Annotated in this window: 20 protein-coding genes and 1 pseudogene; 9 read left to right on the top strand and 12 right to left on the bottom strand. The window is 56.0% G+C overall.

Translation table 11 applies throughout. The features are described 5' to 3' along the window. Positions 1–17: 17 nt before the first annotated feature. Both GOW48_RS21710 and GOW48_RS21705 read right to left on the bottom strand, forming a co-directional pair. Entirely contained in the window at positions 18–509 is a 492-nt protein-coding gene (locus GOW48_RS21710) for a hypothetical protein (protein WP_214648702.1), read from the bottom strand. A gap of 559 nt (positions 510–1,068) precedes the next feature. Then, positions 1,069–2,211: a hypothetical protein gene (locus tag GOW48_RS21705; protein WP_170756568.1), complete on the bottom strand. Its 1,143-nt coding sequence runs from the start codon at positions 2,209–2,211 to the stop codon at positions 1,069–1,071. A gap of 439 nt (positions 2,212–2,650) precedes the next feature. On the opposite strand from GOW48_RS21705, the pseudogene GOW48_RS22830 reads away from it, so the two are divergent. Beyond that, a pseudogene (locus GOW48_RS22830) lies at positions 2,651–3,172 on the top strand (flavin reductase family protein). A gap of 402 nt (positions 3,173–3,574) precedes the next feature. On the opposite strand, the gene GOW48_RS21690 reads toward GOW48_RS22830, so the two are convergent. Continuing rightward, positions 3,575–4,942 carry a sensor histidine kinase gene (locus GOW48_RS21690; protein WP_331251852.1) on the bottom strand — a complete coding sequence of 456 codons (1,368 nt, stop codon included), beginning with the start codon at positions 4,940–4,942 and terminating at the stop codon, positions 3,575–3,577. Continuing rightward, positions 4,939–5,607, bottom strand: a complete 669-nt coding sequence (locus tag GOW48_RS21685; RefSeq protein WP_170756150.1) for a response regulator transcription factor — start codon at positions 5,605–5,607, stop codon at positions 4,939–4,941. The genes GOW48_RS21690 and GOW48_RS21685 overlap by 4 nt, the downstream gene beginning before the upstream one ends. A 139-nt stretch (positions 5,608–5,746) precedes the next feature. Between GOW48_RS21685 and GOW48_RS21680 the strand changes: the two genes are divergently transcribed. The 5 genes from GOW48_RS21680 (at position 5,747) to GOW48_RS21660 (ending at position 11,305) form a co-directional block, all read left to right on the top strand. Next, a complete protein-coding gene (locus GOW48_RS21680; RefSeq protein WP_170756149.1) occupies positions 5,747–6,835 on the top strand; it encodes a type 2 periplasmic-binding domain-containing protein in 1,089 nt (362 codons plus the stop codon). A gap of 76 nt (positions 6,836–6,911) precedes the next feature. Then, positions 6,912–8,942, top strand: coding sequence for a tripartite tricarboxylate transporter permease (locus GOW48_RS21675; RefSeq protein WP_170756148.1), 2,031 nt, complete (start codon positions 6,912–6,914; stop codon positions 8,940–8,942). A 10-nt stretch (positions 8,943–8,952) separates the two neighbouring features. Next, positions 8,953–10,041, top strand: coding sequence for a 4-oxalomesaconate tautomerase (locus tag GOW48_RS21670; RefSeq protein WP_170756147.1), 1,089 nt, complete (start codon positions 8,953–8,955; stop codon positions 10,039–10,041). A gap of 50 nt (positions 10,042–10,091) precedes the next feature. Further along, positions 10,092–10,328, top strand: coding sequence for a hypothetical protein (locus GOW48_RS21665; RefSeq protein WP_170756146.1), 237 nt, complete (start codon positions 10,092–10,094; stop codon positions 10,326–10,328). Next, complete coding sequence (locus GOW48_RS21660) at positions 10,325–11,305, top strand: D-2-hydroxyacid dehydrogenase family protein (protein ID WP_170756145.1); 981 nt, start codon at positions 10,325–10,327, stop codon at positions 11,303–11,305. Before GOW48_RS21665 ends, GOW48_RS21660 begins: the two co-directional genes overlap by 4 nt. Here the strand turns inward: GOW48_RS21660 and GOW48_RS21655 are convergent. Next, positions 11,274–12,293: an AbrB family transcriptional regulator gene (locus GOW48_RS21655; protein WP_331251853.1), complete on the bottom strand. Its 1,020-nt coding sequence runs from the start codon at positions 12,291–12,293 to the stop codon at positions 11,274–11,276. The two genes, GOW48_RS21660 and GOW48_RS21655, sit on opposite strands and share 32 nt — an antisense overlap. 123 nt (positions 12,294–12,416) lie before the next feature. Here GOW48_RS21655 and GOW48_RS21650 point away from each other — a divergent pair, with 123 nt between their 5' ends. From GOW48_RS21650 to tcuB, 3 genes are read left to right on the top strand one after another with little or no spacing between them, the layout of a single operon-like run. Beyond that, positions 12,417–13,097, top strand: a complete 681-nt coding sequence (locus tag GOW48_RS21650) for a GntR family transcriptional regulator (protein WP_170356258.1) — start codon at positions 12,417–12,419, stop codon at positions 13,095–13,097. Positions 13,098–13,108: 11 nt separating this feature from the next. Next, positions 13,109–14,503, top strand: a complete 1,395-nt coding sequence (tcuA, locus tag GOW48_RS21645; RefSeq protein ID WP_170756143.1) for an FAD-dependent tricarballylate dehydrogenase TcuA — start codon at positions 13,109–13,111, stop codon at positions 14,501–14,503. Further along, positions 14,493–15,593, top strand: a complete 1,101-nt coding sequence (gene tcuB, locus GOW48_RS21640; RefSeq protein WP_170756142.1) for a tricarballylate utilization 4Fe-4S protein TcuB — start codon at positions 14,493–14,495, stop codon at positions 15,591–15,593. Before tcuA ends, tcuB begins: the two co-directional genes overlap by 11 nt. Positions 15,594–15,992: 399 nt before the next feature. Here tcuB and GOW48_RS21635 read toward each other — a convergent pair whose 3' ends face one another. The 7 genes from GOW48_RS21635 to GOW48_RS21605 all read right to left on the bottom strand — a co-directional run bounded on the left by GOW48_RS21635 (position 15,993) and on the right by GOW48_RS21605 (position 23,069). Beyond that, positions 15,993–17,486, bottom strand: a complete 1,494-nt coding sequence (locus GOW48_RS21635; protein WP_170756155.1) for a cryptochrome/photolyase family protein — start codon at positions 17,484–17,486, stop codon at positions 15,993–15,995. A gap of 110 nt (positions 17,487–17,596) precedes the next feature. Then, positions 17,597–18,829, bottom strand: a complete 1,233-nt coding sequence (locus tag GOW48_RS21630; protein WP_170756141.1) for an FAD-binding domain-containing protein — start codon at positions 18,827–18,829, stop codon at positions 17,597–17,599. Next, positions 18,826–18,957, bottom strand: coding sequence for a DUF2256 domain-containing protein (locus tag GOW48_RS21625; RefSeq protein ID WP_214648703.1), 132 nt, complete (start codon positions 18,955–18,957; stop codon positions 18,826–18,828). Before GOW48_RS21625 ends, GOW48_RS21630 begins: the two co-directional genes overlap by 4 nt. Positions 18,958–18,959: 2 nt before the next feature. Then, the gene (locus GOW48_RS21620) at positions 18,960–20,456 is read right to left on the bottom strand and encodes a deoxyribodipyrimidine photo-lyase (protein ID WP_331251854.1); all 1,497 of its coding nucleotides are present in this window, start codon (positions 20,454–20,456) and stop codon (positions 18,960–18,962) included. Positions 20,457–20,596: 140 nt separating this feature from the next. Further along, positions 20,597–21,049 carry a TspO/MBR family protein gene (locus GOW48_RS21615; protein WP_170756140.1) on the bottom strand — a complete coding sequence of 151 codons (453 nt, stop codon included), beginning with the start codon at positions 21,047–21,049 and terminating at the stop codon, positions 20,597–20,599. A gap of 42 nt (positions 21,050–21,091) precedes the next feature. After that, a complete protein-coding gene (locus GOW48_RS21610) occupies positions 21,092–21,358 on the bottom strand; it encodes a hypothetical protein (RefSeq protein WP_170756139.1) in 267 nt (88 codons plus the stop codon). Positions 21,359–21,710: 352 nt separating this feature from the next. Then, positions 21,711–23,069, bottom strand: coding sequence for a DUF3179 domain-containing (seleno)protein (locus tag GOW48_RS21605; protein WP_170756138.1), 1,359 nt, complete (start codon positions 23,067–23,069; stop codon positions 21,711–21,713). Positions 23,070–23,390: the final 321 nt, after the last annotated feature.

The raw sequence follows: 23,390 nt of genomic DNA, 5'->3' as shown, positions 1-23,390 counted from the left end.
CTGGGTAGTTATCCATACTAGATTTTATCTCCAGATTTATCTGGCTGCCCAAGGTATCTGCCCGCCTTGTCAGCGCGTCGCGGAACAAAAGCGTGTTGATCAGGCAATTCAACCAACCCGGTTCGAATCTCCATATCTCCCATCGCGCGTTCAACTATCGGCCTTGGCAGCTCTGCCAGGCAAGGGCGCGCACCGACATTGATGTTGGCATGCTCCCGCAAGATTGCGCGACACATAACGCCAGGCACAAACGGTCCGTGCCCTTTCTCCGCGATCAACTTCCATGTGTGGGTTATAAGATGCCCATCGAGCTTCCCGGAAACACTCACCTCCATGCCGCAGCGATCGCTTCCGAAGGGATAGAGCGCCTTAGAGAGCAGGTGGAGTGCGGAATAGGCCATGCCCGGCAGAATTGCAATGTCGATCAGGTCGATCTCATCCAGACCGTCGATCAAGTCTTTGACGATGCATGAGGACAGGCCGGGTACACTGTATGCACCAGACAGCACAAAAACGCCTGCGGCTGCCCGAGGGGGAAGGCAGCGTCTTATCCCTGATGGCCAGGGGGGGTGGCTTGTCCAAATCATGCAGCCCCAAAAACAATCGCGGCGGTGCAGACCTCGCCGGTATTTTTTGCGCCAGGACGCGTTGCTATTCTAGTTAATCGGGCGGAAAGCTAACCTTCTCTGCGCTTGGCAAATGGATCGTCGTTTCCAAGTAATCGGACGTTCCGATCAAGGCCTATGCTTCAGCGCCTGCTACAGTGGGCGACATTGAAGTGATGCACTTGGTTTACAAAGCTCAACTTGAGTCAGGCATCTGTCCGATTGCTCAATTTGCATAACTGACAGTACAAGTGGCAGTTTAGGTATAAAATCTTCGTTCAGTCAGAGACTTCGCAACAGATCCCGCCCATGACCCTGGGATCGTCGAAAACGTGCTTTGTGGCCGCCATTGCCCTCAGTCTGACCACACATGGCAGGCGACGGCGCAGAGGGTCTTGGACTGGCTAAGCCGTAAGGCTTAAGCGATGCTGCTGGTTCTCTGGCCACCCCAAAGCCTCGGGGTTCACTGGTTTGAAGAGATATTGGTTTCAATAACAAATCGGGTCACTGGATCGGTGTCTTCGTTCTCCAGCATCGCCAAAAGCTGATCATCCAATTCTGCGATATTCCAGTTACGAGCGACGATAGCGATATCCAACGCCAAGTCGCCGCTGCTATTCAACTCAGTGGAAAAGACTTTAACAATTTGGCCTCGAAGGCTTGGGAGAGCCGTGCCGCCATCCGCTAATGCCCGAATAAGACCGCGCTTGCTTTCCAAATTCCGGTTCTTCATTTTCAGCGCATTATCGATGGCTTCCACTGCTTGCGATCGATCGACTTCAATTCCGGCCAGCGCCCATTCGTATACGTAACCTCCACTGGAACGCAATGCGCGTGGGTACCGAGACCTAACGACTGAAACCGCCTCGGCATCTCCTGTCTGCAGACCCAACAGTCGAATCGAGACAGGAACAAAACTGATACGGTAAATATTGCGAAACTCGTTCAGCAGCTGATCTTTTGGCACCCTTGGGCGAAGTGACTGGACTACAGAATATGGCGCTCGATCCATCTCAATCAACGCAGTGTCGCGCAATACGGGGTCATCGGAGGTTATGTGATGAACAAAAAACGCGGCACGCTCTGGAGAACTTACGTCACCAGGTTTCCAAATTTTTGCAGCAGCTTCAAGGTTTTCCAGAAATTTCTCCCTTTCGGGGGTCAGTGTGAAAATTCTCTTCCAACTGCGCGAAAAACTGCGGCCCGCGGCATCTTTGTTGACAGCTCCGTAGGTAAAGAGAATGCGCATTTGCGGATCAGTGCGAAAGGCCGCCCGGGTTGTGCTGTCGATGAGAAACGGAATCTCGGGCGCTCGTTCGAGGCGCTGTTGGGTCCCTTTGATCAGCTTCACCGGGGCAAAACTAAATGGATTTTCGGCGGACGGAGCAGCCAATACGATGATCTCGGCCCCGATCAAATGATCAGCAAGCGATGCGTTTGGCAACGTGACGCAAACCGGGCAGGCGCGCGCAGAGTGAGGGTGCGAAATTGCCGCCAGAAATGCGCCGATGACCAATAGGGTCAGACTCGAAAACCGGATCAAACACCCCCGGAAAGTGCACAGAAGACCGTTAGGGCCCCAAAATGAAGCGTTTTGGTTGAGCACTTGGAGCGCCTCCGATCCTGAACCGACGCATACGTCGAACAATTGTCCGGTTATGTGCTTATAGCACTGATCAAAGCATCTGGATCAAGCCTGGCGGTCTGAAGAGTTCCTAAACATTTGGAGCCTGCAACCGCTGCATCAGGCAATTCCATTAACAGAAAATTTGGATTAACGTATGCCAAAAAGGAATGGGGCAGCCATGGACATTCGCCAAGTTGAAGCTTTTCAGGCGGTCATGACCTATGGCACGACTGCTCGTGCGGAGGCCTCAAAGGCGATCAAAGTCTGCAACGGCGGCAGCGGACGCCGCATTCGGTTGCTGTCAAAGCCAACCGGTTCAAGTCTTGACAATACACCGGTCCGAAGAAGTTCCAGTTTGTTTTAAAGGGGATGTCGCATCACATCCCTGCATAAGTTTTCGTTGGGCAAAGCTTAAGTAATTCGTTCCTGTGATCAAGGCGGTCGCACCGGCAGAAGGGTTCGAAACAGAAAGGGGCGAAATGCTGGCCCTGACCGAATTCACAAACGCAATGCGCAAAGCGGCGAAAACCGTCCCTATGGCGCCACCGTCAGCGCGGTTTGTTCCCTAACGGCGGCGCCACCAGCAGTGTTGATTTGTATCAACAAGAAAAGCCGCATTCTGGGGATTATTTAGGAACACGGTGTTTATTGCGTCAACCACATCGCGCAGCAGTATGACAAGCTGGCGCTTGCCTTTGCCGGTGCTCCCGCATTCGTGGGTTAGCGTAATTTCGCATCTGTGCGTTGGAAGGTTGATCAACATACAGGCCTGCCGGTTCTATCTGGCGCCACAGCAATTTTTACTTGCCTGCACATCCAAACGGTTTCCTTCGGCACGCACCGCATTCTGATCGGCAAGGTCGAACGCGCCGAAAGCTCTGAGGCAAAACCGCTGGCGTATTGGGTTGGCGGCTTTCGATCGCTGGCCGATCCCGAATAGACCAGCTTTCGACGGCATTGGCGAATGTACATGGAACATAGTTGTTTAACATACGATAGGACTGGCAGGAAAGTTCAACCTGCCGTCGCATCAATGTCTCTACACACCGCAACAAGGGAAGTTCGCGACGAATGATCGAAAGACCGTTTTTTCCACGAGGCAGCCTTTCGTACTCGTTTTACTGAATGACCACTACGCAACAAGAGATCGCTTCACATAAAACCGCTTCAACGGTGTTCGCGGTTCGTTACGATCTGGCCAATCATCCAATGGTTGCGAATCCGGCCATTCAGGGCGCTGTGCGACGACAATTGCAATGCGTAACGGAGAGGTACTTAGTTGCATTAGTAAAGAATGCGCTTTGATCATGAAGTGTTTCGGGCTCCTAAAAACCGAAACGACTTACAGGACTATTGGGAGCTCAAGTGTAATGCTCGCTCCTTTTTCGACTTGATTGATTGCGACCGTTCCTCGATGGCGCTCCGCCACCGCTGAAACAATTGACAACCCTAAACCGCTGCCTTGGGAATACTCCAGCTGCGAAAACCGACTGAATGCCGCTTCGCTTTGGTCTGGCGAAAGACCTGTTCCGTCATCGGCCACCGTTAGCTTGACGTGCCCGCCATCACAGCGCAGCGTGACAGAAATTCGGCTCAACTGAGTACCACCGTGCTTAACTGAGTTATCCAGCAGGTTTTTTATGGCCTCAGTCAAAAAGACCTGATCTCCTGAAGCCATAATTGCCGAGCCCGGCATCGACACCTCAAAATCGATCCCTTTTGCGAGGATGTGCACCCCCATTTCCGCGCAAGCCTCTTCGACGACCAAGCGGAAATCAATCTTCTCCATCTGATCTTGATGCGTAGGTTGCCGTAGTCGTTCCAATGACAATAACTGATCCGCGACTGTGGCCGAATTCTTTGCGGCTGCCACAAGCTCAACAATGCGTTTGGCCCTGTCGTCATCCGTTTTTGCATCGCGCAGTGCCTCGGCCATGGATTGGACTGCGGCTGCCGGATTTCGAAGTTGATGCGCGGCTTCAGAGATAAACACTTGATGGGCGTTAATGCTGTGTTCGACCTGCCCAAACAGTCGGTTCAGTGTTCGGACAATTCCATGCACTTCGACAGGGACCGGGCGTTTGATCTGGCTGAGGTCGTCGGGTGAGCGAATATCAATGGCGTCCTGTAGATCCAGCAACGGCCGCAAGCCGCGCGCGACACCGAACCAGACGACAACGGCAAGCGTGGCCAGAAGGATCCCCATCAGAATCGCGGCGCGGATCGACAGTTCGTTGGCAAAGTTGTTGCGATCCGCGAGACGTTGCCATGCCGTGACCGTCGCATCGCCCGCCAGATTACCCAGCGCAACCCGTTCGGTCATTTTCAGCACACGCACCGGCTCGCTGCGGTAAACAGCTTCGAAAAAATGGGGTTGGTAAATGTCTTGCTCCGACGGTTTTGCTGTGGCCGGGGGATACGCATACCCGGTCACATAAATACCGCCGGGTCCGGTCACGTGATAAAAAATCTCTCCGCCTGACGCGTCGCGGATCAAGCTTCGCGTGGTGGGCGACAAGGCATCGCCTTCTGACACCGCCACATCGCGTGAAATGGCCAGACCGGCGGACAACAGGCTGTCGTCAAAAAGCTCCTGTGCCGTTTGTTGAGCAACCGTGTAGCGCCAGTACCCAAGCAGGATTGCGAGCAGCACTAATGGCGTCAGGATCAGAATGAAAAGCCTAAGCCTGAGCGAACCGTGCCGGATCACTTTTTCACCTCAAGCAGATATCCAAGGCCACGGGCCGTCTTGATCTGGATGCCAAAATTCTGAAGGCGCTTTCGCAGTCGTGACACATGCGGCTCGACGGCTGAATCGTCAACATCGGCGCCCACGCCGTAGACGTTGTCGGTCAACTGACTTTTGGGGACGATCCGGCCACGTCGTTCCAACAGGCATTCAAGCACTGCCATTTCCCGACGCGGCACATCGAGCACTTGGCCCTTTGCGCTGACCTGCCGGGCGGTGCGGTCGAATTCCAGGTCTCCGATGGTCTCACGCGTGCCGTATTCCAGTTGTTTGCGGCGGGACAGGGCGCGGATACGGGCCTCAAGTTCGTCCATCTCGAAGGGCTTCACTAGGTAGTCATCAGCGCCCATATCCAGGCCTGATACGCGATCGCTGGTCTCGGTGCGCGCGGTCAGCAGGATAACAGGCGCACTGTCGCCCCGATGGCGCAGCGACCGCAAGATCTCAAGACCTGACCGACCCGGCAGGTTGATGTCCAGAACGATCAGATCTGCACCTTCCTGTTCCAGATACAGATCGGCGGCATCGCCATCTGTCAGCACGTCAGCAGCATGGCCCCGATCCCGCAGGCGATAGGCAATGGCGTTAGCAAGGGTCTCATTGTCCTCGACGATTACGATCCGCATTCGGGCTCCTGCAAGTTTCGCGCAAGGTTGGCGCTCCATGATTGCCAGATGGGAGGGGGAATCAACCCCACAGTTCTATTTGCGATCACGGTGGCGCGGAGGGCGTCAACGTGGTTGTCTGGTCAACAGGGAGGAACCAATGGCCATTTCCAACTTCACTCGTCGCGCCGTCGTGGGGCTGATCGCCGCCGCCGGACTCGCCGCGCCTGCCGCTGCCGAGGTCGATTTCTCGGGCAAGACCGTCGAATGGGTCATTCCGTTCTCGGAAACGGGTGGGTCGGCCAAATGGGCCAACTTCTTTGCCCCGCTTCTGTCCGAGGCGCTGCCCGGTCAGCCAACCGTTGTGGTTAAATTCATGCCCGGTGCAGGATCGACCAAGGGTGCTAACTGGTTTCAGGAGCAGAGCCATGACGACGGCACTCTGCTGTTCGGCACCTCTGGCTCGACACAGTTCCCGTACCTGCTGAGCGACCCGCGTGTGCGCTATGAATACAACGATTGGATTCCGGTTATGGCGTCGGGCACCGGCGGTGTCGCCTATCTGAACGCCGAAGATGGGGCCAAGTTTGATGGTTCCGCCAATGCGCTGAAAGACACCAATTTCATCTACGGCTCGCAGGGCGCGACCCGTTTAGATCTTGTACCGCTGCTGGCCTGGCAGATGCTGGGCATGAATGTTGAGCCGGTCTTTGGCATTAAGGGCCGCGGTGACGGTCGCCTGATGTTCGAACGTGGTGAAGCCAATATCGACTACCAGACATCCTCGGGCTATCTGGGCGGCTCGGCCCCGCTGGTTGAGGCTGGTCAAGCTGTGCCGATGATGACCTGGGGTGCGCTGGACGCCGATGGCGACATCGTGCGCGATCCGACCTTCCCGGACATTCCGACTTTCAAGGAGGTCTGCGAGGCCACCGATGGCTGCGAAACCAGCGGCGAAGCATGGGACGCATGGAAAGCCTTCTTTGTGGCAGGTTTCCCGGTTCAGAAGCTGGCCTTCCTGCCCGGTGACACGCCGCAAGAGGTCGTCGACGCCTATACCGCAGCGTTCCAAGCTGTGACCGAGCGGGGCGATTTTGCCGATATCTCCTCGAAGCGCGTTGGCAAGTATCCGGTGTTTGTAGGTGACGGTTCGAAAGCGGCACTGCAGACTGCGACAAAAGTGGATGACAATGCCAAGCAATACGTCCTGAACTGGCTGAAAGAGGCCTACGGCGTCGAACTGAATTAAGCCGACACGTCGTCGCGTGCCCAACGAAGGGCGCGCGCTTTTCTAAATACAAGACAATTTATGAAAGGCGGCCGCTATGGAGGTTTTCGCCACCGCTCTACCCGCGCTCAGCGACGCGTGGGGTCTGATCCTGCAACCCATCGTTCTGGGGTATCTCATTCTCGGCGTCGTTATGGGGCTGGCCGTGGGCGTCTTTCCGGGCCTCGGTGGCATCGCCGGCCTTTCGCTGCTGCTGCCTTTCATGTTCGGCATGGATCCCATCCTGGGTCTGGCCCTGATGATCGGGATGGTGGCGGTGGTTCCGACCTCTGACACCTTTGCATCAGTTCTTATGGGTATCCCCGGTAGCTCAGCCTCGCAGGCAACCGTGCTGGACGGCTTCCCTATGGCGAAAAAGGGCGAGGCTGCGCGGGCCCTGTCAGCGGCCTTTGCTTCATCACTTTTCGGCGGTTTGGTCGGCGCAACTTTTCTGACCATGTTCATCCTGGTCGCGCGGCCCATCGTTCTGGCCTTTGGTCTGCCCGAGATGCTGATGATCACCATTCTGGGCTTGTCGATGGTTGCCATTTTGGCAGGACGCATCCCACTGAAAGGCGTCGCTGCCGCCGGTCTGGGCCTGATGGTTGGCACGATTGGTGAGGCCGACGCGGGCGGCTCACTGCGCATGGCGACCTATGACATTCCCTACCTGACGGACGGTCTGAAACTGGTCATCGTGGGATTGGGTATCTTTGCCGTGCCCGAGATCGTTTCACTGCTGCGGCAGGATCGGTCAATTGCCAAAGGAGCCTCGCTGGGCGCCGGTTGGTTGGACGGGGTCAAAGACTGGTTCGCCAATATCTGGCTGTCGGTTCGTTGTTCGATAATCGGTGTGGTTGTTGGGGTCATTCCGGGCCTCGGTGGCTCGGTTGTCGACTGGATTGCCTACGGTCACTCGGTGCAATCCACCAAGGACAAGAGCAATTTCGGCAAAGGCGAAGTGCGCGGCGTCATCGGCCCGGAAAGCTCGAACAACGCCAAAGAGGGCGGAGGACTGGTGCCAACTCTGCTGTTTGGCATCCCTGGTTCAGGCTCGATGGCGATTTTCATTGGCGCGGTGGCTTTGCTGGGGTCGGGCGATATCGAGGTCGGTCCGAGCATGCTCAAGGACAATCTCGACATCACGTATTCTATCGTCTGGCTGCTGGCGTTGGCCAACGTCGTCGGGACCATCCTGTGCATCGCGGCCTCGGGCGGGATCGCCAAGCTGACCACTATCCGTTTCACCTATCTGGCGCCGTTCCTGTTCATGTTGATCAGCTTTGCAGCGTTCCAGTCCGGCCAAAACTTCGAAGACTTGCTGGCCCTGTTCGTGATCGGCCTGATCGGCATCTTTTTACGCCGTTTCGACTGGTCGCGCCCGGCCTTCCTGATCGGTTTCGTTCTGTCGAACCCGGTTGAGAAGTTCACCAACCAGGCATTCCAGATCGCTTCGTTCCGGTTCCGTAAGAGCATTGGCGAAGGCATGGAATACGTCTTCAGCCCGATCGTGATCGTCCTGATCGTGGTCACCGTGGTCTCAGTCATTCTGGGCATCCGACAAGCCAAGATGATCATGTCCGAAGGAGACGTTCACGCAGGTACCAAACGCGCGCCGCTTATCTTTCTGCTGGTGATCATGGCCTATCTGATCGTCGCTTTGGTCAACGCCAACATGATCCCCGACTACAACATGACCGACAAGATCATCCCGCTGGTGATCGGCAGCGTCTCGCTATTCTGTTGCGTGATCCTTCTGATCCAGATGATGCGACGTCCCGAAGGTGACGCGATCTTTGCCGACAAGGAAATCGCCGGTGAGGACGCCAGCGCCCCCCATGGTCTGTGGTCAACGCTGGGGTGGTTCGCCAGCCTGATCGCAGCAACCTGGGTGGTGGGCTTCATCCTCGCTCTGCTGGGCTTCCTGATAGCGTTCTTCCGCATCCGCGCCGGGGCAAGCTGGCAGATGACACTGATCCTGACCGCCTGCGGCATCGGTTTCATGTGCCTGATGGCGGGCGCGCTGAACCGCGATTTCCCGCCGGGTCTGTTGCAAGACATGGTCAGCCTACCCTGGCCGTTGAAGTGAGGGATTCAAAATGACTCAAACCGCAATCCCTTACATCTTCATGCGTGGTGGTACGTCAAAAGGTCCGTATTTTCGCCGCTCAGATTTGCCCGAGGATCTGGACACGTTGGCCGAAGTGCTGATCGCCGCCCTTGGTTCCGGGCAGTCGCTGAACATCGACGGCATCGGCGGCGGCGCGGCGGTGACTACGAAGGTCGCGATGCTATCGGTCAGCGAGGATGACTGGGCCGATATCGACTATTTCTTCGCGCAGGTCTCGGTCGAGGACAAGCTGGTCGATTTCAAACCCACCTGTGGCAATATCCTGTCCGGCGTTGCCCCTGCGGCTATCGAGATGGGGCTGTTCAATCCGCAAGGCGATGAAACCGAAATTCGCATTCGGGCCGTCAACACTGGGGCTCGGGTCGTGGCCAAGGTGAATACACCCGGGGGCGAATTGACCTATGAGGGCGATGCGGAGATTGCTGGCGTTCCCGGTCATTCAGCGCCGGTGCAGCTGAGCTTCATGGGCGTGGTCGGCTCGGCCACCGGAGCGTTCCTGCCTACGGGCAACCTGCGCGATACTGTTCAGGGCATCGAACTGACTTGCATGGATGTAGCCATGCCGATGGCCATCGCCCGCGCCACCGACTTCGGGTTGACGGGTTATGAAAGCGCTGAAGAGTTGGACGCCGACAGAAATTTTTTTGACCGAATGGAGGCTGTTCGGATTGAGGCCGGGCAACAGATGGGCATGGGAGATGTGTCCAAGTCAGTGACACCCAAATTCGGCCTAGTCGCGCCTGCCAGAGACGGCGGAACGCTTGCAGTGCGATATTTCATGCCGTGGAAGACCCACCCGACTATGGCTGTTACCGGGGCACAGTGCATGGCTTCTTGCGCTTTAACGCCCGGGACTGTTGCGGACGGTTTGCTGGATCGTCCGACTAACAGCCCGGCTGAAGTCATTCTGGAACACGCTTCGGGCAAGATCGACGTGCTGGTGGACTTCTCCACCGCCGACGGGTTCTCGGTGGACGCGGCAGGCCTAGTGCGGACCGCGCGCAAGCTGGCGGACGGGCATGTTTATGTGCCTAAGTCGGTTTGGAACGGGAGTTGATCAGGTGTCATCCAAATGGTATACTTTGGTATACATAATGGGAGGACGCGATGGACAACTATTCGGAATGCCTCGCTATCGCGCGTCAGGAACTCAGGTTGGCGCAGTCGGCTCTTCGGCGGGACATTGCGGACTACCCGACACCGATTGCTGGCTGCGATGAGCAGTTCAACCATCTGCTGGATCAAAGCGAACGGGTCCGCAATGCACTTGCTGCTCTCGACGCATGTCATTTTGTCCCGACGCCAAGAAAACTCAACACCGAGCAGGGTATAGAAAGCCGATGAAGGTCCACATTCTTGATGATTGGTTTGACACGCTGCGCGGCGTGCCTTGCTTTGATAAACTCACCGGTCATGAGGTGACGGTATGGACGGATCATGTCGAAGACACTGACACTCTGGCCGAGCGACTGCAGGACGCGGAGGTGCTTGTCCTGTTCCGTGAACGTACCAAAGTCACCCGCGCCTTGCTGGAGAAATTACCGAACCTGAAACTTATCAGTCAGCGCAGCGTTTATCCTCATGTCGATGTCGAAGCCTGTACAGATCAGGGTGTGTTGTTGTGTTCGAACATGCATGGTGGGACGCCGTCCTACGCCGCAGCCGAACTCACTTGGGCACTGATCATGGCCGGGATGCGAGACTTGCCTGCGCAGATGGCCTCTGTCAAAGCGGGGCATTGGCAGGCCGGAGTTGGCAAGACCCTGAGAGGGCGGCAGTTGGGGCTGTATGGATATGGCCGTATCGCCCGCGCTGTTGCTGGCTATGCCGAGGCATTCGGGATGAATGTTGTCTGGTGGTCTTCGGATGAAGGCCGGGCACGCGCGCAGGCCGACGGCGTGCAGATTGCCACAAGCCGCGAAGCGTTCTTTGCCAACAGCGATGTTGTCTCGGTCCACGTCCGCCTGAAGCCCAACACGAACGGTATCATCACAGCGTCAGATTTTTCGCAGATGCAACCGGGCGCGATGTTTGTGAACACCTCCCGGGCCGGGCTGATCGCTCCGGGTGCTTTGTTGGATGCGCTGAACGCCGGTCGCCCGGGGAAGGCCGCAATTGATGTCTTCGATACCGAGCCGCTCACCGACCCGAATGACCCTTTGCTATCGCACCCGAACCTGATTGCGACACCGCATATAGGTTTTGTGACTGAGGACGAATTCGACCTGCAATTCGCAGATATTTTCGATCAGGTGAACGCCTATGCTGAAGGTGCCCCTATTCACATGATCAACCCCGAGGTTTGGAGCAGCGCAGGATAAGATTGGCCGCTATAGGCGCGCCGATGATAACCAGCACGATCCTTGTCAGATGGTGGGTGATTACAAAGCCCAGATCCGCACCCGAAACGATGGCCAGCACTGTCATCTCGGCCTGTCCGCCGGGGGCAAAGGCCAAGAAAGCCTCGACCGGTTGACCGAAGCCCAGCGTGGTGACAACAGCAGTGAAAGCGGCTGCGAGGATCGCAAGGACGATGACATAGGCGACGCCCGCTGCAACCACCCGGCGGAGTTCGACCCAAGTGACGCCCACGAACTTCACGCCTATCCCACAGCCAATAAAGAATTGCGCTGCAAGGATGGCCTCGCGCGGTGGTCGGGTATGAATGAAATCCCCCAGTGATAGGGCTGCTGTCAGGATCATTGGGCCGAGAATAGATGCCCCGAACAAGCCGATCCGCTCACCGCCTTTCCAGCCTATAACTGCCGCCAGTACCATCAGTGCCAACTCATGCATCGGCAGGTCGCGCGCGGGCTCTCCGATTGGGTTGGTGAGCTGGGCATCGTAGAACACTGTCAGCAACAGGGGGGCCAGCGTTACAATGATCAGCACGCGCGTTCCGTGGATCAGGGAAAGTGTTCGCGGGTTGGCGCCTGCTTCGGCGCCAAAGATGATCATGTCCTGCAGTCCGCCTGGCATGGCAGCGTAAAACGCGGTCGTGGAGTCAAACCCCCAGAACTTGCGAAAGAAAGGCACTCCGACCAACGCGATCAGCAGGATGAAGAACGGGACCAGTGCGATAGACGCCGCCATCTTTGGCAATTCAACAAACAGGGCAGGGGTTATCGAAGCCCCAACTGCAACGCCGAGTATGGTGCGCGCTGCAACCGAGACCTGACCAAAACCTTCCATTGGGGCATGCGCCAGGGCGGCTATGAGACACGCGCTCATTGGGCCGAACAGAAAGGGCAGCGGCAGATTCAACGCCCAAAATACTCCGGTGCCCAGTAGTGCAAGGGCCAGTGTCACGGCCCGCTTTGTCAGGAGAGAGGGTGTTTTGTCTTGGGTGGGCAAGGCGCGGCTTCCAACAATATTGACTCACTATGTATCCAAATGTATACAATTGGACGCAAGAAGACAAGTGAGCGCTCGATGACCATTCAAGACGACCCCTTACAGCCTGGCCCACAAGGCAATTCTGCGTATCAGCGCTTACTGGACGAGATTCGCGAGGGCACACTGCTGCCTGGCGAACGCCTGCGTGAGATTGAGCTGTCAGAACGATTAGGGGTCAGCCGCACTCCGGTGCGGGAGGCTATCCGTCAGTTGGAGGCCGACGGGCTAGTCACTCATGTGCCCCGGCAGGGCGCAACCGTACGCAGCCTCGATTACGCCGAAGTAATGGAACTCTATGAGATGCGCGCGGTGCTCGAGGGTACTGCGGCCCGTTTAGCAGCGCGTGCTGCGTCGGATGTCGAATTGGACGAGTTGGGCGTTTTGAACGATCGCTTGGCCGAGGCAGGCACCGGCTCGGAGGCGGCTCGGATCAACCGGATTTTTCACGCCACACTTTTGGATGCGGCAAAGAATCGGTTTCTTGCCAAGTCTATGTTGTCTTTGCAAAAAGCGCTGTTGATCCTTGGGCCATCTCAATTGCTGGACGGTGATCGGGCCGAGACAGCAGTGGCAGAGCATAAGCGTGTCATGGCTGCCTTAAAGGCCCGCGATGGTGCAGCGGCTGAAACAGAGATGCGCGCGCATATTCAGGCCGCACAACGGATGCGTATTCGGGCGTTGCAAGAACGCGACCGGACAACCGATGAAAATCAATAGGTAGACAGGATATGGCAACCCAAAAGGAAGCTTATGATATCGCTGTGATCGGCGGTGGGAATGCAGCCCTTTGCGCGGCGATGACTGCTGCCGAGGCAGGCGCCCGTGTTCTGATCCTCGAGACGGCACCAAAACCCTATCGTGGGGGGAACTCACGCCATACGCGCAATTTTCGTTGTATGCATGGTGCTCCTCTGGGCCCTCTGATCGAAGAATATAGTGAAGATGAGTATCTTGAAGATCTGCTCAAGGTCACTGGCGGCAAAACCGACGAACATCTTGCTCGCCTCGCGATCCGAACCTCCGAGGAATGCCTGCCGTGGATGGAAGAACACGGCGTGCGCTTCCAACCCTCTCTGTCTGGGACACTGTCGCTGGCGCGGACCAACGCGTTTTTTATGGGGGGTGGGAAGTCTCTGGTGAACGCCTATTACCGAACTGCCGCGGGTTTGGGTGTCGATGTTCTGTACGAAGCTGCTGTCACGCATCTGGAGTTGAATGGTGATCGGATCGAGTGGGTCGACTACACCTATGCAGGCCGGTCTCATCGCATCACGCCCAAAGCGGTCATCGTTGCCTCGGGCGGGTTTCAGGCCGACACCGATTGGCTGACCCGTGCATGGGGTGAACCTGCAAAGAACTTCCTGATCCGGGGTACTCCATATAACCGGGGGGTTGTGCTGGCTGATCTTTTGGATCAAGGCGTCGAGAGTGTCGGCGATCCAACCCAATGCCACGCTGTCGCCATTGACGGGCGTGCGCCGAAGTTCGACGGAGGCATCGTTACCCGTTTGGACTGCGTTCCGTTTTCAATCGTCGTGAACAAGAATGCCGAGCGGTTCTATGACGAGGGCGAAGACGTTTGGCCCAAGCGCTATGCGATCTGGGGACGTCTGGTGGCGGCGCAGCCGAGTCAAGTTGGCTACGTGATCATCGATGCCAAGTCGCTGAACCTGTTCATGCCCTCGGTCTTTCCGCCGCTAAAGGCGGATACCTTGGAAGACCTGGCTGGAATGATGGACCTGCCTGCCGACAAGCTGAAGGCAACCGTTGCTGAATTCAACGAAGCATGCGGCGACACCAGTGGATTTCATCCAACCGAGTTGGACGGAGTAACGACCTCCGGTCTGACCCCACCCAAGACCAACTGGGCCCGCCCGATCTCCGAACCGCCATTCTATGGTTACTCGCTGCGCACTGGCGTTACCTTTACCTATCTGGGGCTGAAGGTCGACGATACGGCTCAGTGTTCGACGCCCAGCGGCAAGATAAAAAACCTATGGGCCGCGGGCGAGACGATGGCGGGTTCGATCCTGGGGCAGGGGTATCTGGCCGGTTTCGGCATGACCATTGGAACCGTTTTTGGACGCATTGCAGGACGTGAGGCAGCCGCTTATGCAAACTGATCTTATTCAAGAAGCCCGCCGTCAGGCCGAGGTCTGCAACGCCTGCCGCTACTGCGAGGGCTATTGTTCGGTCTTCCCGTCGCTGCACGCGGAACGCGCGTTCTCGGATGGGGACATCACGCAATTGGCCAACCTGTGTCACAACTGCAGGGGGTGCCACTACGCCTGTCAGTACACAGCTCCGCACGAGTTTGACCTGAACCTGCCGAAAGCTCTGGCCGAAGTGCGGCGGGACAGCTGGGAAAGCTTCGCCTGGCCGCAGCCTCTGGCGCGCCGGTTTCACACTCACGGCGGGGCTATTGCCTTGGCTCTGGTGATTGGATTTGCCCTGTTGTTCTGGGCAATTCGCGCCATTGGATCAAGCGGAGGAGAGGGGTTCTATGCTGTCCTGTCCCACAATGCGATGGTCGCCATCTTTGCGCCTGCATTCTTGTTGCCACTCTTTAGCTTGGCTATCAGCCTGAGGCGCTATTGGACGGAGGTTGGTGGCAAACCTATCCAAATGTCTGATCTGACAGCTGCGTTCAAACGCGCTGGCAAGATGCAGGACTTGGCCGCAGGCCACGGCGAGGGTTGCAATTTCGAGGACGAAGACCGATTTAGCCACGCCCGCCGCCACGTGCATCATGCAATCATGTACGGGTTTTTGCTGTGTTTTGCCTCAACCTCAGTAGCTACGATCATGCACTACGGGTTCGACCATCACGCACCTTACGGGTTCTGGTCATTGCCAAAGCTGTTTGGCGTACTAGGGGGCGTTTTGCTCACTCTCGGTTGCTGCGCGATGGTCCTGTTGAAACAGAAGTCGGACCGCAATCTTGGCGACGTCTCAGCTTGGGGTGGAGATATCGGATTCATCTTACTGCTTGGCTTTGTAGCGTTAAGCGGGCTTGTTCTCTACGCTTTCGGTTGGTCGGCAATTATGCCCGTGTTGCTTGCTGTCCATCTTGGATCAGTCCTGGCGCTCTTCTTCCTTACGCCCTACACAAAAATGGCTCACGGTTTCTATCGGCTTGCCGCCCTGGTCAGGGATGCGCAACGGAAAAGAGAAGCGTCCGTAGTCCGCCAGCAGCCCACATCTCCTGCCTGACGCGAAAGAAAATGCAATTGAATCGCATTTGATATCGAATAACGAAGTGTTGCGGCAATGCGGGTGGCGTCCAGTGTTGGAGAAGGATCTGTTTGCGTTGATCCTGACTTCCTTTTGGGCAAATTAAGGGCTGATTTGCAGATCAGACGCCGAAGGCGCCTGTTACTGCTGATCTGTCACGTGGCGAACGCGGATGGGGGCGAGGCAATGCTATTCGACAATATTTGTGCAGCCCTCAGGCGCAGCTGAGCACAAGGTATTGTCAAATAGGGTTGCCCGAGGGAGAAGGCAGCGTCTTCGTTCGGTCGCCTATGGCTCAGATGGTCGGATGTCTATCTTTCCTAGGATGGATTTCCTAGTAGAACCGGGTAATTCATAGATCGATGCCCGATAGCTCTTTCAGGGCTGCTGATTCAGGAAAGCATCCGCAACGCTTAGATGCTTTTCTTTGATCTCCGCATTCATCCGCCTTGCTGCTCGACACATCATTGACCAGCGCGGATTGTGTGCAAGTTTATCCAGATGTTTGAAGATAAAACGCCAATACAGGCCATCCCAGACCTCTGCCCAAGGTCCTTTGCTCCAATGACTCATCTTTCGGATGTAGTTTGAACCCGAAAAATAGGGTTTGGTGGTGATAAGTCCGCCATCTGCATGCTGGCTCATGGCATAGGCGTTTGGGACCATGACCCAGTCATAGCTGTCTACGAACATCTCCATGAACCAGCGATAGACCTCATCAGGGTCGATCTCGCAAAGGAACATGAAACCACCCAGCACCATCAGACGTTCGATGTGATGGCAATAGCCGGTCTGCAGAATGCGCCTGATTGTGTCGTCAATCGGGTCGATGCCGGTGGTGCCATCGTAAAACGAGGCGGGCATCTTACGGCTGTGGCCCCAATGATTTGTGGTCCGCATGTCGACGCCGAGGTCTTCATAGGTGGCGCGCATGAACTCTCGCCAGCCTATGATCTGTCGGACAAACCCCTCGACCGAGTTGAGGGGGATATCCCGTGTCTGCGCGTGTTGAAGCGTAGCGTCCAGTACTTGTCTGGGCGTCAGCAGCCCGATGTTCAGCGCGGGGGTCAGAACGGCGTGCCACAACCAGCTTTCCCCTTCGACGATGGCGTCTTCGAAGTCCCCAAACCGATCAAATCGACGTTCCAGGAATTGTTTCAACCAATCCGCAGCTGCTCTGTGGGATGTCGGGTAGTAGAGCGTGTCCAACGATCCGAGCGCATCCGGAAAATCTGCGATCACACTATTCTTTGCAGCGTTATCAATGGCGTCATGTGCTGGCCAATCAATCCAGGGCAGACTCCCGAGCATCGCTTTGGGAACCTTTTTGCGATTGTCTTCGTCAAAGCTCCAATGGCCACCCAAAGGTTGATCACCGTCCATCAATACATCCAGACGACGGCGCTGGCTTTTGTAGAACTCGGCCATAAACCAACGTTTGCGGCCGTTGATCCACTCTGCGTTATCTGCTGGTGTGTTCAGAAAGCCGGGTGATGGGCGTATTTCCAGACAGATGCCCACGGCCTCTGCAGCCTTTTTCAAGCGGCTTTGAGCGATGAAGTCCACTGGGTCGGCCATCACCACGCGATCGACACCGTCCCTGGCCAGCTGTTGCAACAGACCCAAGCACGCATCTGTTCGCTTCTCATAAAGGTAGATATTGGCGTTCAAGCCTTTGGCGATCAAATCCTGATGATAGCGTGCCATGCTGGCGCGATGGAGCCAGAGCTTTTGCTTATGCATCCGCGCAGGATATCTCGCATCGTCAAAGAAGAGCGGATCCTCGAACAGAATCACCTGATCCGGGGGCTCTGAAAAGCCCGGATGATCGGCAAAAAGCTGGTTGGGCAGAAGGATCGTGGCAATGGGCATAGTCGTTCCGGCGCGCTGCATTTACCAACGAACTATGCCGCGTGGCTCCTTTGGCAAATGGTTGTTCATTTGTCGGGTCGGCGATCGTCGGCTATGCGGCGCGCGCCGCTTCATCGCAACAAGTTAAGACTTGCCAGAATGGTGGGGATTTTCGTTTTCAACTTGAAGAAGCCCGCATTGGCGTAGGGCCAAGCGATACTATCGTGGTTGCGTATTACCCGATGCAGTAGCACGCCCGCTTCGGCCAATTTGGATTCGGCTCGGTCCAGACGCGCCCGTACGGGACCAATGGGAGGGTAGGCGGTGGCGACGGTTCTGACCCCGATCCGCTGGGCGGCCGCGAGGATTGGGACACTCCAGTCATCGGCGGATTGAGGCTGCACGTCAGTGCTCGCCAGAATGCCGCGCAATGCGTCCTTCGTAAATCTTTGCGCCGCCTCGCCAATTGGCTGCGGAGACCGACCATGAGTCGCCAGCAGACCCAACACACCTGCCGGTTCGTGCGGCATAATATCGGCACTACTTAGATCTTCTTCGGTCAGCAAAAGCAAATAAGGTCCCGAAGGTGGCGCGTTGCATGGCGCGATTGGTCGCCTTGGGTGATCGGCAGTTTCAGTCAAAGGATCAGCCACTCGTGCAAGACCTGTCGGACTAAAGCGACCGTTGGTATACTTCTCTATGTTCTCGGCGCGGGCCAGGTAGGTTTTGCCTTTCGTGTGCAACCCAGCGACCCATCGCCAACTGAGTGTATTCGACGCCGGATCACCATCGAGCAAATGCCTGAGAAAGAAATCCGCACCCAGTTCCCATGGCAAGCGAAGCGTAAAAACCCAGATCGACGCCATCCACATGCGCGCATAGTTGTGCAAGTATCCCGTTCGGATCAGCTCTGTCACCCAGTGATCAAAACAGTCGATTCCGGTCGCGCCGGACACGGCCTGGCTGTAGGTCAACTGCAGGCTTGGATCAGATTCCAACGCTTGATAGCTTTTGACCAATTCGGATTGGTACATGGACCAGACACTGGGTCGTTGTTCCAGAAAGCCCTTAAAATATGTGCGCCAAAATACCTCTTGCACGAATTTCTCAGCCTGCCCGAGGCGATGCGAGGCTAGTACACGTATCAGCACTTCTTCTTCAGTTATGAGCCGATGCCGTATCCAAGGTGACAAAGCCGAAACATTCGTGCGCCGTTCAGCGCCGAAGTCGTAGTTTCGCGTGCTTGCGTAATGGCGACCGGTGCGCGCCGCAAAGCGCTCAAGACGTTGCAACCCGGCTGCACGTGTTGGGGTGAACGCGATCGGTTCGTCGCTAAAGGCTAGTCCCGGAAGCACTCCGCTCATGGCGCTCGCCGACACCGGGCCGAGCAATAGCGGACTTCATTCCAAACCTTCGCCCATTTCTTGCGCCATGTGAACGGACGACCGCATCTGGTGCAGGTTTTCTGGGGCAGATCAGATTTCTTACGCATTTTCATAGAGCATCTCCGAAGGGCAGGCTCAATTGGGTTGCAGTGTCCTTTTTCGAGCGTTGTTTGCGGTTTGTCTTTCGGCTGGCGTGTTTGGCAACAATCGCTTGGGCCTCCGAGCGAAACTCGGGGCCACGTCGCACTGCCCAAACTCGTTCGCGTGCGGCTTTTGCCGCCGCAAGGTGGTCAAAAATACGAACAGGATAGCGCCGCCCGATCACTTGGGTTGAAGCCTCATACTTCCAAGGCTCATGAATGTATCTATCGGGAATTTCAGCAAGTTCAGGCAGCCATCTTCGGATGAATATCCCAGCCGGGTCCTGATCATATCCTTGTTTGACCGGGTTGTAGATGCGCACTGTATTGATGCCCGTAGTGCCCGATTGCATCTGGACCTGGCTCCAATGTATGCCAGGTTCATAGTCGGTGAACATACGCGCCAGATGCAGTCCAGGTGCACGCCAATCCAGCCATAGATGAAAACTTGCCACCGCCATTACCATCGCGCGCATCCGAAAGTTAAGCCATCCCGTCGCCTGTAGAGATCGCATACATGCATCCAAAAACGGATATCCGGTTTCCCCCGCACTCCATGCTCCCAGAAGCTCGGTGCTTGGGGTTTGCGGACGCAGACCGTCGTAAACCGAGTGCAAGTTCTCAAATTCGATCAGGGGGTCGCCTTCAAGCTTTTGGATAAAGTGACAATGCCAGTGCAGCCGACCAGAGAAAGAGCGCAAAGATTTTTGCCAGTTTCGCGTCCCTTGCGGAAGGCTCCGACGACGCGCGTCGCAGGCTTGCGTAACCTCGCGCATCGAATGAGCACCCCATGCGAGATACGGAGAAAGCCGGGAGCACGCCTCTGCACCCGACACCGGGCTGGACATCTCGCACTGATAGTTCTCACCGCGACTGGCCAGAAAGCTAGCAAGGCGCTCCAAACCGGCACGTCTACCCCCGGCCTGACGTTGGGGGCAAGGATCGCTAGCCAAGCCCAGATCGCGTGCCGTCGGTATGTGCCCGAGTTCAAGGTCAATTGGCGGCAATGCGGGCACAGGTGTGATTGGCTCAGCCATAAGCCTGTCCCAGCGGGTCGCCCACCCATCCCGCGATCTGAGTTTTCGCCAGACGCCATGGTTTTGTACTTCGGTCCAGGGCACCCCCTGTTCACGGCACCATGCGGCAACTTTCAGATCTCGCTGATAGGTCCAATCGTTTCCGGTCTCTTCGTGAGACCAAAGAGCGTGCAACAGCCCGGCCTGCTTTAACTCATCCAAAATGTCTACAATTGGACCGAACCGCAGAGCCAAAGGCTGGCCTAACCGAGCAAGATCTGCCCTTAATTCTGCGAGTGTTTCAGAAACAAAACTCCAGTGCCTTGCGGAGGCATCCGGTTGTTTCCAAAGCTCTGGTTCGACAACGTATATTGGCAAAGTTGGTCCAAGCTGAGCGGCTCGTGCCAGTGCCCGATGATCTTCCACACGCAAGTCCCGTTTGAACCACACCACTTGCACTTGCCATGCCCTCACTCACTTATTGCGTGATGCAGATATAACTAGCCCGCACCAAGTACCTGTCCAAGTGAACGGGTTCCGGCTTCCGTGAAGCAGTCAGACGTAGGTGGTGGTACGCACTCTGCTTGTGTTCAATTCAAAATCGCGATCAATAGGTTCAATGCCGAAGCTAAGGCTACCCAGGCCAGATACGGTAGAAAGGCCAACATTGCGATCGGATCTGATCTGCGCACCTGTTGAATGAAGGCGACAATCACGATCAACAGCGATAGAATGACAACGAAGGCGAACCAAGGCAGATGCAACACGAAGAAGACTGGCGACCATAGGAAGTTCAAGCCCATTTGCGCCCACCATAGCTTCATTTTGACAGAGCTTTTATCCGCCTCGAACTGACGCCATCCCACCCAGGCGATCAGTACATAGAGCAGCGACCAAACCGGAGCAAAGATCCAGTTGGGCGGGTTGAACACGGGTTTGGATAGGTTCGCGTACCATGCACCTGGTGCAGTCAGTGCTCCTATCAGGATGCCACCACCCAACACGAGGACTAAGAAGCCAACCCGTATCAACAGTTTTGTCATCTTTGAAACCTCATTCGTATGACTTAACCACACGAACGGCCATCAGCAATCTGGGATCGACAGCAAGGTTTGCGCGTCAGAAGAGAAAACCGCGTTACTGCTTTCACCTTCTTTCGCATATGTCACTTTGGCGCCGGCAATCTCTGAACCGCTGACAGTGATCTCCCTCTGACCGATGGTGTCATCGACGTCGATGGTAAAGGAAATACTGGATCCGATCTGGAGGTCAATGAAGTCCTGTCCGTCCACAACCGAAGGCACATCGAGCAAAGCTTCTGCGCCATCGATAACTTCAAGAGGCTGGAACACCTCAACCCCTGCGCCAGCCTCTGACACATCAAAAATCAGACGGCCGGAAGATGGCGAAAGGTCTACTTTCAAGGTTGAGGAACCCAGATCGCACCCTCGACAAAGCGCACCTCAAGTCCAGCATGGAGCGCTCCGGTCGAAAGAAAGCTAATGGCCGTTGCCAGCAAGTATGAACGAAAAATCGCGACCTCTTAATTGCCTCTATACGTACATTACGCCCCACGCAGTTCTCTGGATCTCGAATTTGGCCCCATCTTTCAGATAATCAGCAAGTTGCCACTTGCGGCCCGTTCCGGACCTTGACCGATGCGCTTGCCGATGCTGTGCAGCTCTCACGAAGCAAACGTTCACTCTATTCGGTCCATAAAACGGTCTCCGAGTAAAACTGGGACCAAGCAAACCAAAAGGCCTGATGGCTCAAACGTTCGTCGCCGTTTAATCCGATGGCCCTTACGCCCCCTGCAAATAGTTCCAGTCTCACGTCTTCAAACGCGACGTCTTGCCCTGCAACCAATGCAGCCACGGCTGTTGCACGGGGAAAGGCGACTGGAGTTCCGTTGGCCGTGATTGTGCCGATGATGTCTTCGTGCACAGGCAGCCGCGGATCGACGTCCCCTATCGGGAATATTGGGCCATTCGCGTCGCGTGTTTCGCGCAGGTTGAAGTCGCGACCTAGGGCCAAAGCTTCAACCAGGACCGTTGTGTTCGGATAAGCCTCGCGCCAAGCACCCCAATCAGTCGTGATAACCGTTGCTTGTTCCAATTGGAGCCCGATATCCGCCAATGGGCCCGTCACGGCCTTGCCAAGGAATGTGTCAAAAACAGAATGTGTTTCGGTGTCATACATGACTTTGTTCGAGCGGATAAGCAGGCCAGACGTTCGTAAAATGGGCCGCTTCACGCCTGCCGGTAATCGATCAGTAAAGTAGGCTTGCGCGGCTCCGCAGAGCGTGCAGTAGGGAATGCCAAGATCACGCCCCCCGAGTGTGTCATTCACCATTTCACGTACTTCCATTATCCTGCGAGGATAGGCACGCGCTTGACCGTTCACCACGATGCCGAAGATGACATCATCATCTTCCAACCAAGTCGCCTCGGCTGCGGTACTGATCTCGGGATTATCGACGGCAGGGATGCAATGGCAGACATCATCAGTCGAGTCATAGGGACGCGCATCGATGTAAACCCCGCCCCAATCCACGAGTTGCCATGCGATATCGCCCTCGACAAAGATTTTGTCCCAACCGGAAACATAGTTAGTGAAGACATGGCGCTTGTGGGCGAGGTAGCCTGGATAGGCGGGAATGTCCCACGCGATCATCTTGTTGATAATCTCCGGGCGCCGAAGTCCGGTATTTAAAGGAATGTCGAGGATCGTCGCCGCGGCCCGTGTCAGCGCAGCGTAGAATTCTGGCCTCCAAGCAAAACGCTGCATGTCAGTGATGATCCAAACTAGTCGAGGATCATACGTTTGCGCGATTGTATCAAAGGCCGCAGCATTTGCAGGGTCCCATGCGGCCTGCGCTACTGCGATCAATAAAATCTCTTCCAAGGCCTCTTTTACAGAAGCATCCAGAGATCCTTCCTGGATCGTCGGTGGTGCCCCAAACTCAGCCGTCACATAGTCCCGCGACGGCCCAACGGTCTGCGCCCAAAGCATGTCGAAAGCGAAACAGAGTACGACGGCAATAGCGAACAGATGGCGAAGCATATTAGTTCCTTCGAAGGGAAATCCCTTGGGAGATACTAAGCCGGGAATACAGGATCGTGGCTTCACGTTTGCATTAGGCTGCAAACCTGACGTTTGAGGTCCCCACTCAGCGTCTCTCAAACGGCCAACGTTCGTTATTGACACTACGGCCGCGGCCGCAAAGCTGACATTGACGCCATTGCAGCGTTTATTTGTTGGGGCCGCAGGATCACCACACCTGTCTGCCCATACAGAGTAAGCAGGAGTACCAATTGACCATCAATTGGAGGTTTGACCAGACGGATAGATCTGGAGAAAAATCTAGTATGGACAACTACCCAA

The organism is Ruegeria lacuscaerulensis, assembly GCF_013033355.1.
Lineage (GTDB): Bacteria > Pseudomonadota > Alphaproteobacteria > Rhodobacterales > Rhodobacteraceae > Ruegeria > Ruegeria lacuscaerulensis_A.
The sequence above is the reverse complement of the archived record's forward strand: the minus strand, read 5'-3'. Positions and strand labels throughout refer to the sequence as shown.

Bases quoted from the DNA above. Each gene is read 5' to 3' on its own strand.
- GOW48_RS21685 (WP_170756150.1), bottom strand. From the start codon at position 5,607: ATGCGGATCGTAATCGTCGAGGACAATGAGACCCTTGCTAACGCCATT.
- GOW48_RS21680 (WP_170756149.1), top strand. From the start codon at position 5,747: ATGGCCATTTCCAACTTCACTCGTCGCGCCGTCGTGGGGCTGATCGCC.
- GOW48_RS21675 (WP_170756148.1), top strand. From the start codon at position 6,912: ATGGAGGTTTTCGCCACCGCTCTACCCGCGCTCAGCGACGCGTGGGGT.
- GOW48_RS21670 (WP_170756147.1), top strand. From the start codon at position 8,953: ATGACTCAAACCGCAATCCCTTACATCTTCATGCGTGGTGGTACGTCA.
- GOW48_RS21665 (WP_170756146.1), top strand. From the start codon at position 10,092: ATGGACAACTATTCGGAATGCCTCGCTATCGCGCGTCAGGAACTCAGG.
- GOW48_RS21660 (WP_170756145.1), top strand. From the start codon at position 10,325: ATGAAGGTCCACATTCTTGATGATTGGTTTGACACGCTGCGCGGCGTG.
- GOW48_RS21650 (WP_170356258.1), top strand. From the start codon at position 12,417: ATGACCATTCAAGACGACCCCTTACAGCCTGGCCCACAAGGCAATTCT.
- tcuA (WP_170756143.1), top strand. From the start codon at position 13,109: ATGGCAACCCAAAAGGAAGCTTATGATATCGCTGTGATCGGCGGTGGG.
- tcuB (WP_170756142.1), top strand. From the start codon at position 14,493: ATGCAAACTGATCTTATTCAAGAAGCCCGCCGTCAGGCCGAGGTCTGC.
- GOW48_RS21635 (WP_170756155.1), bottom strand. From the start codon at position 17,486: ATGCCCATTGCCACGATCCTTCTGCCCAACCAGCTTTTTGCCGATCAT.
- GOW48_RS21630 (WP_170756141.1), bottom strand. From the start codon at position 18,829: ATGAGCGGAGTGCTTCCGGGACTAGCCTTTAGCGACGAACCGATCGCG.
- GOW48_RS21625 (WP_214648703.1), bottom strand. From the start codon at position 18,957: ATGCGTAAGAAATCTGATCTGCCCCAGAAAACCTGCACCAGATGCGGT.
- GOW48_RS21615 (WP_170756140.1), bottom strand. From the start codon at position 21,049: ATGACAAAACTGTTGATACGGGTTGGCTTCTTAGTCCTCGTGTTGGGT.
- GOW48_RS21605 (WP_170756138.1), bottom strand. From the start codon at position 23,069: ATGCTTCGCCATCTGTTCGCTATTGCCGTCGTACTCTGTTTCGCTTTC.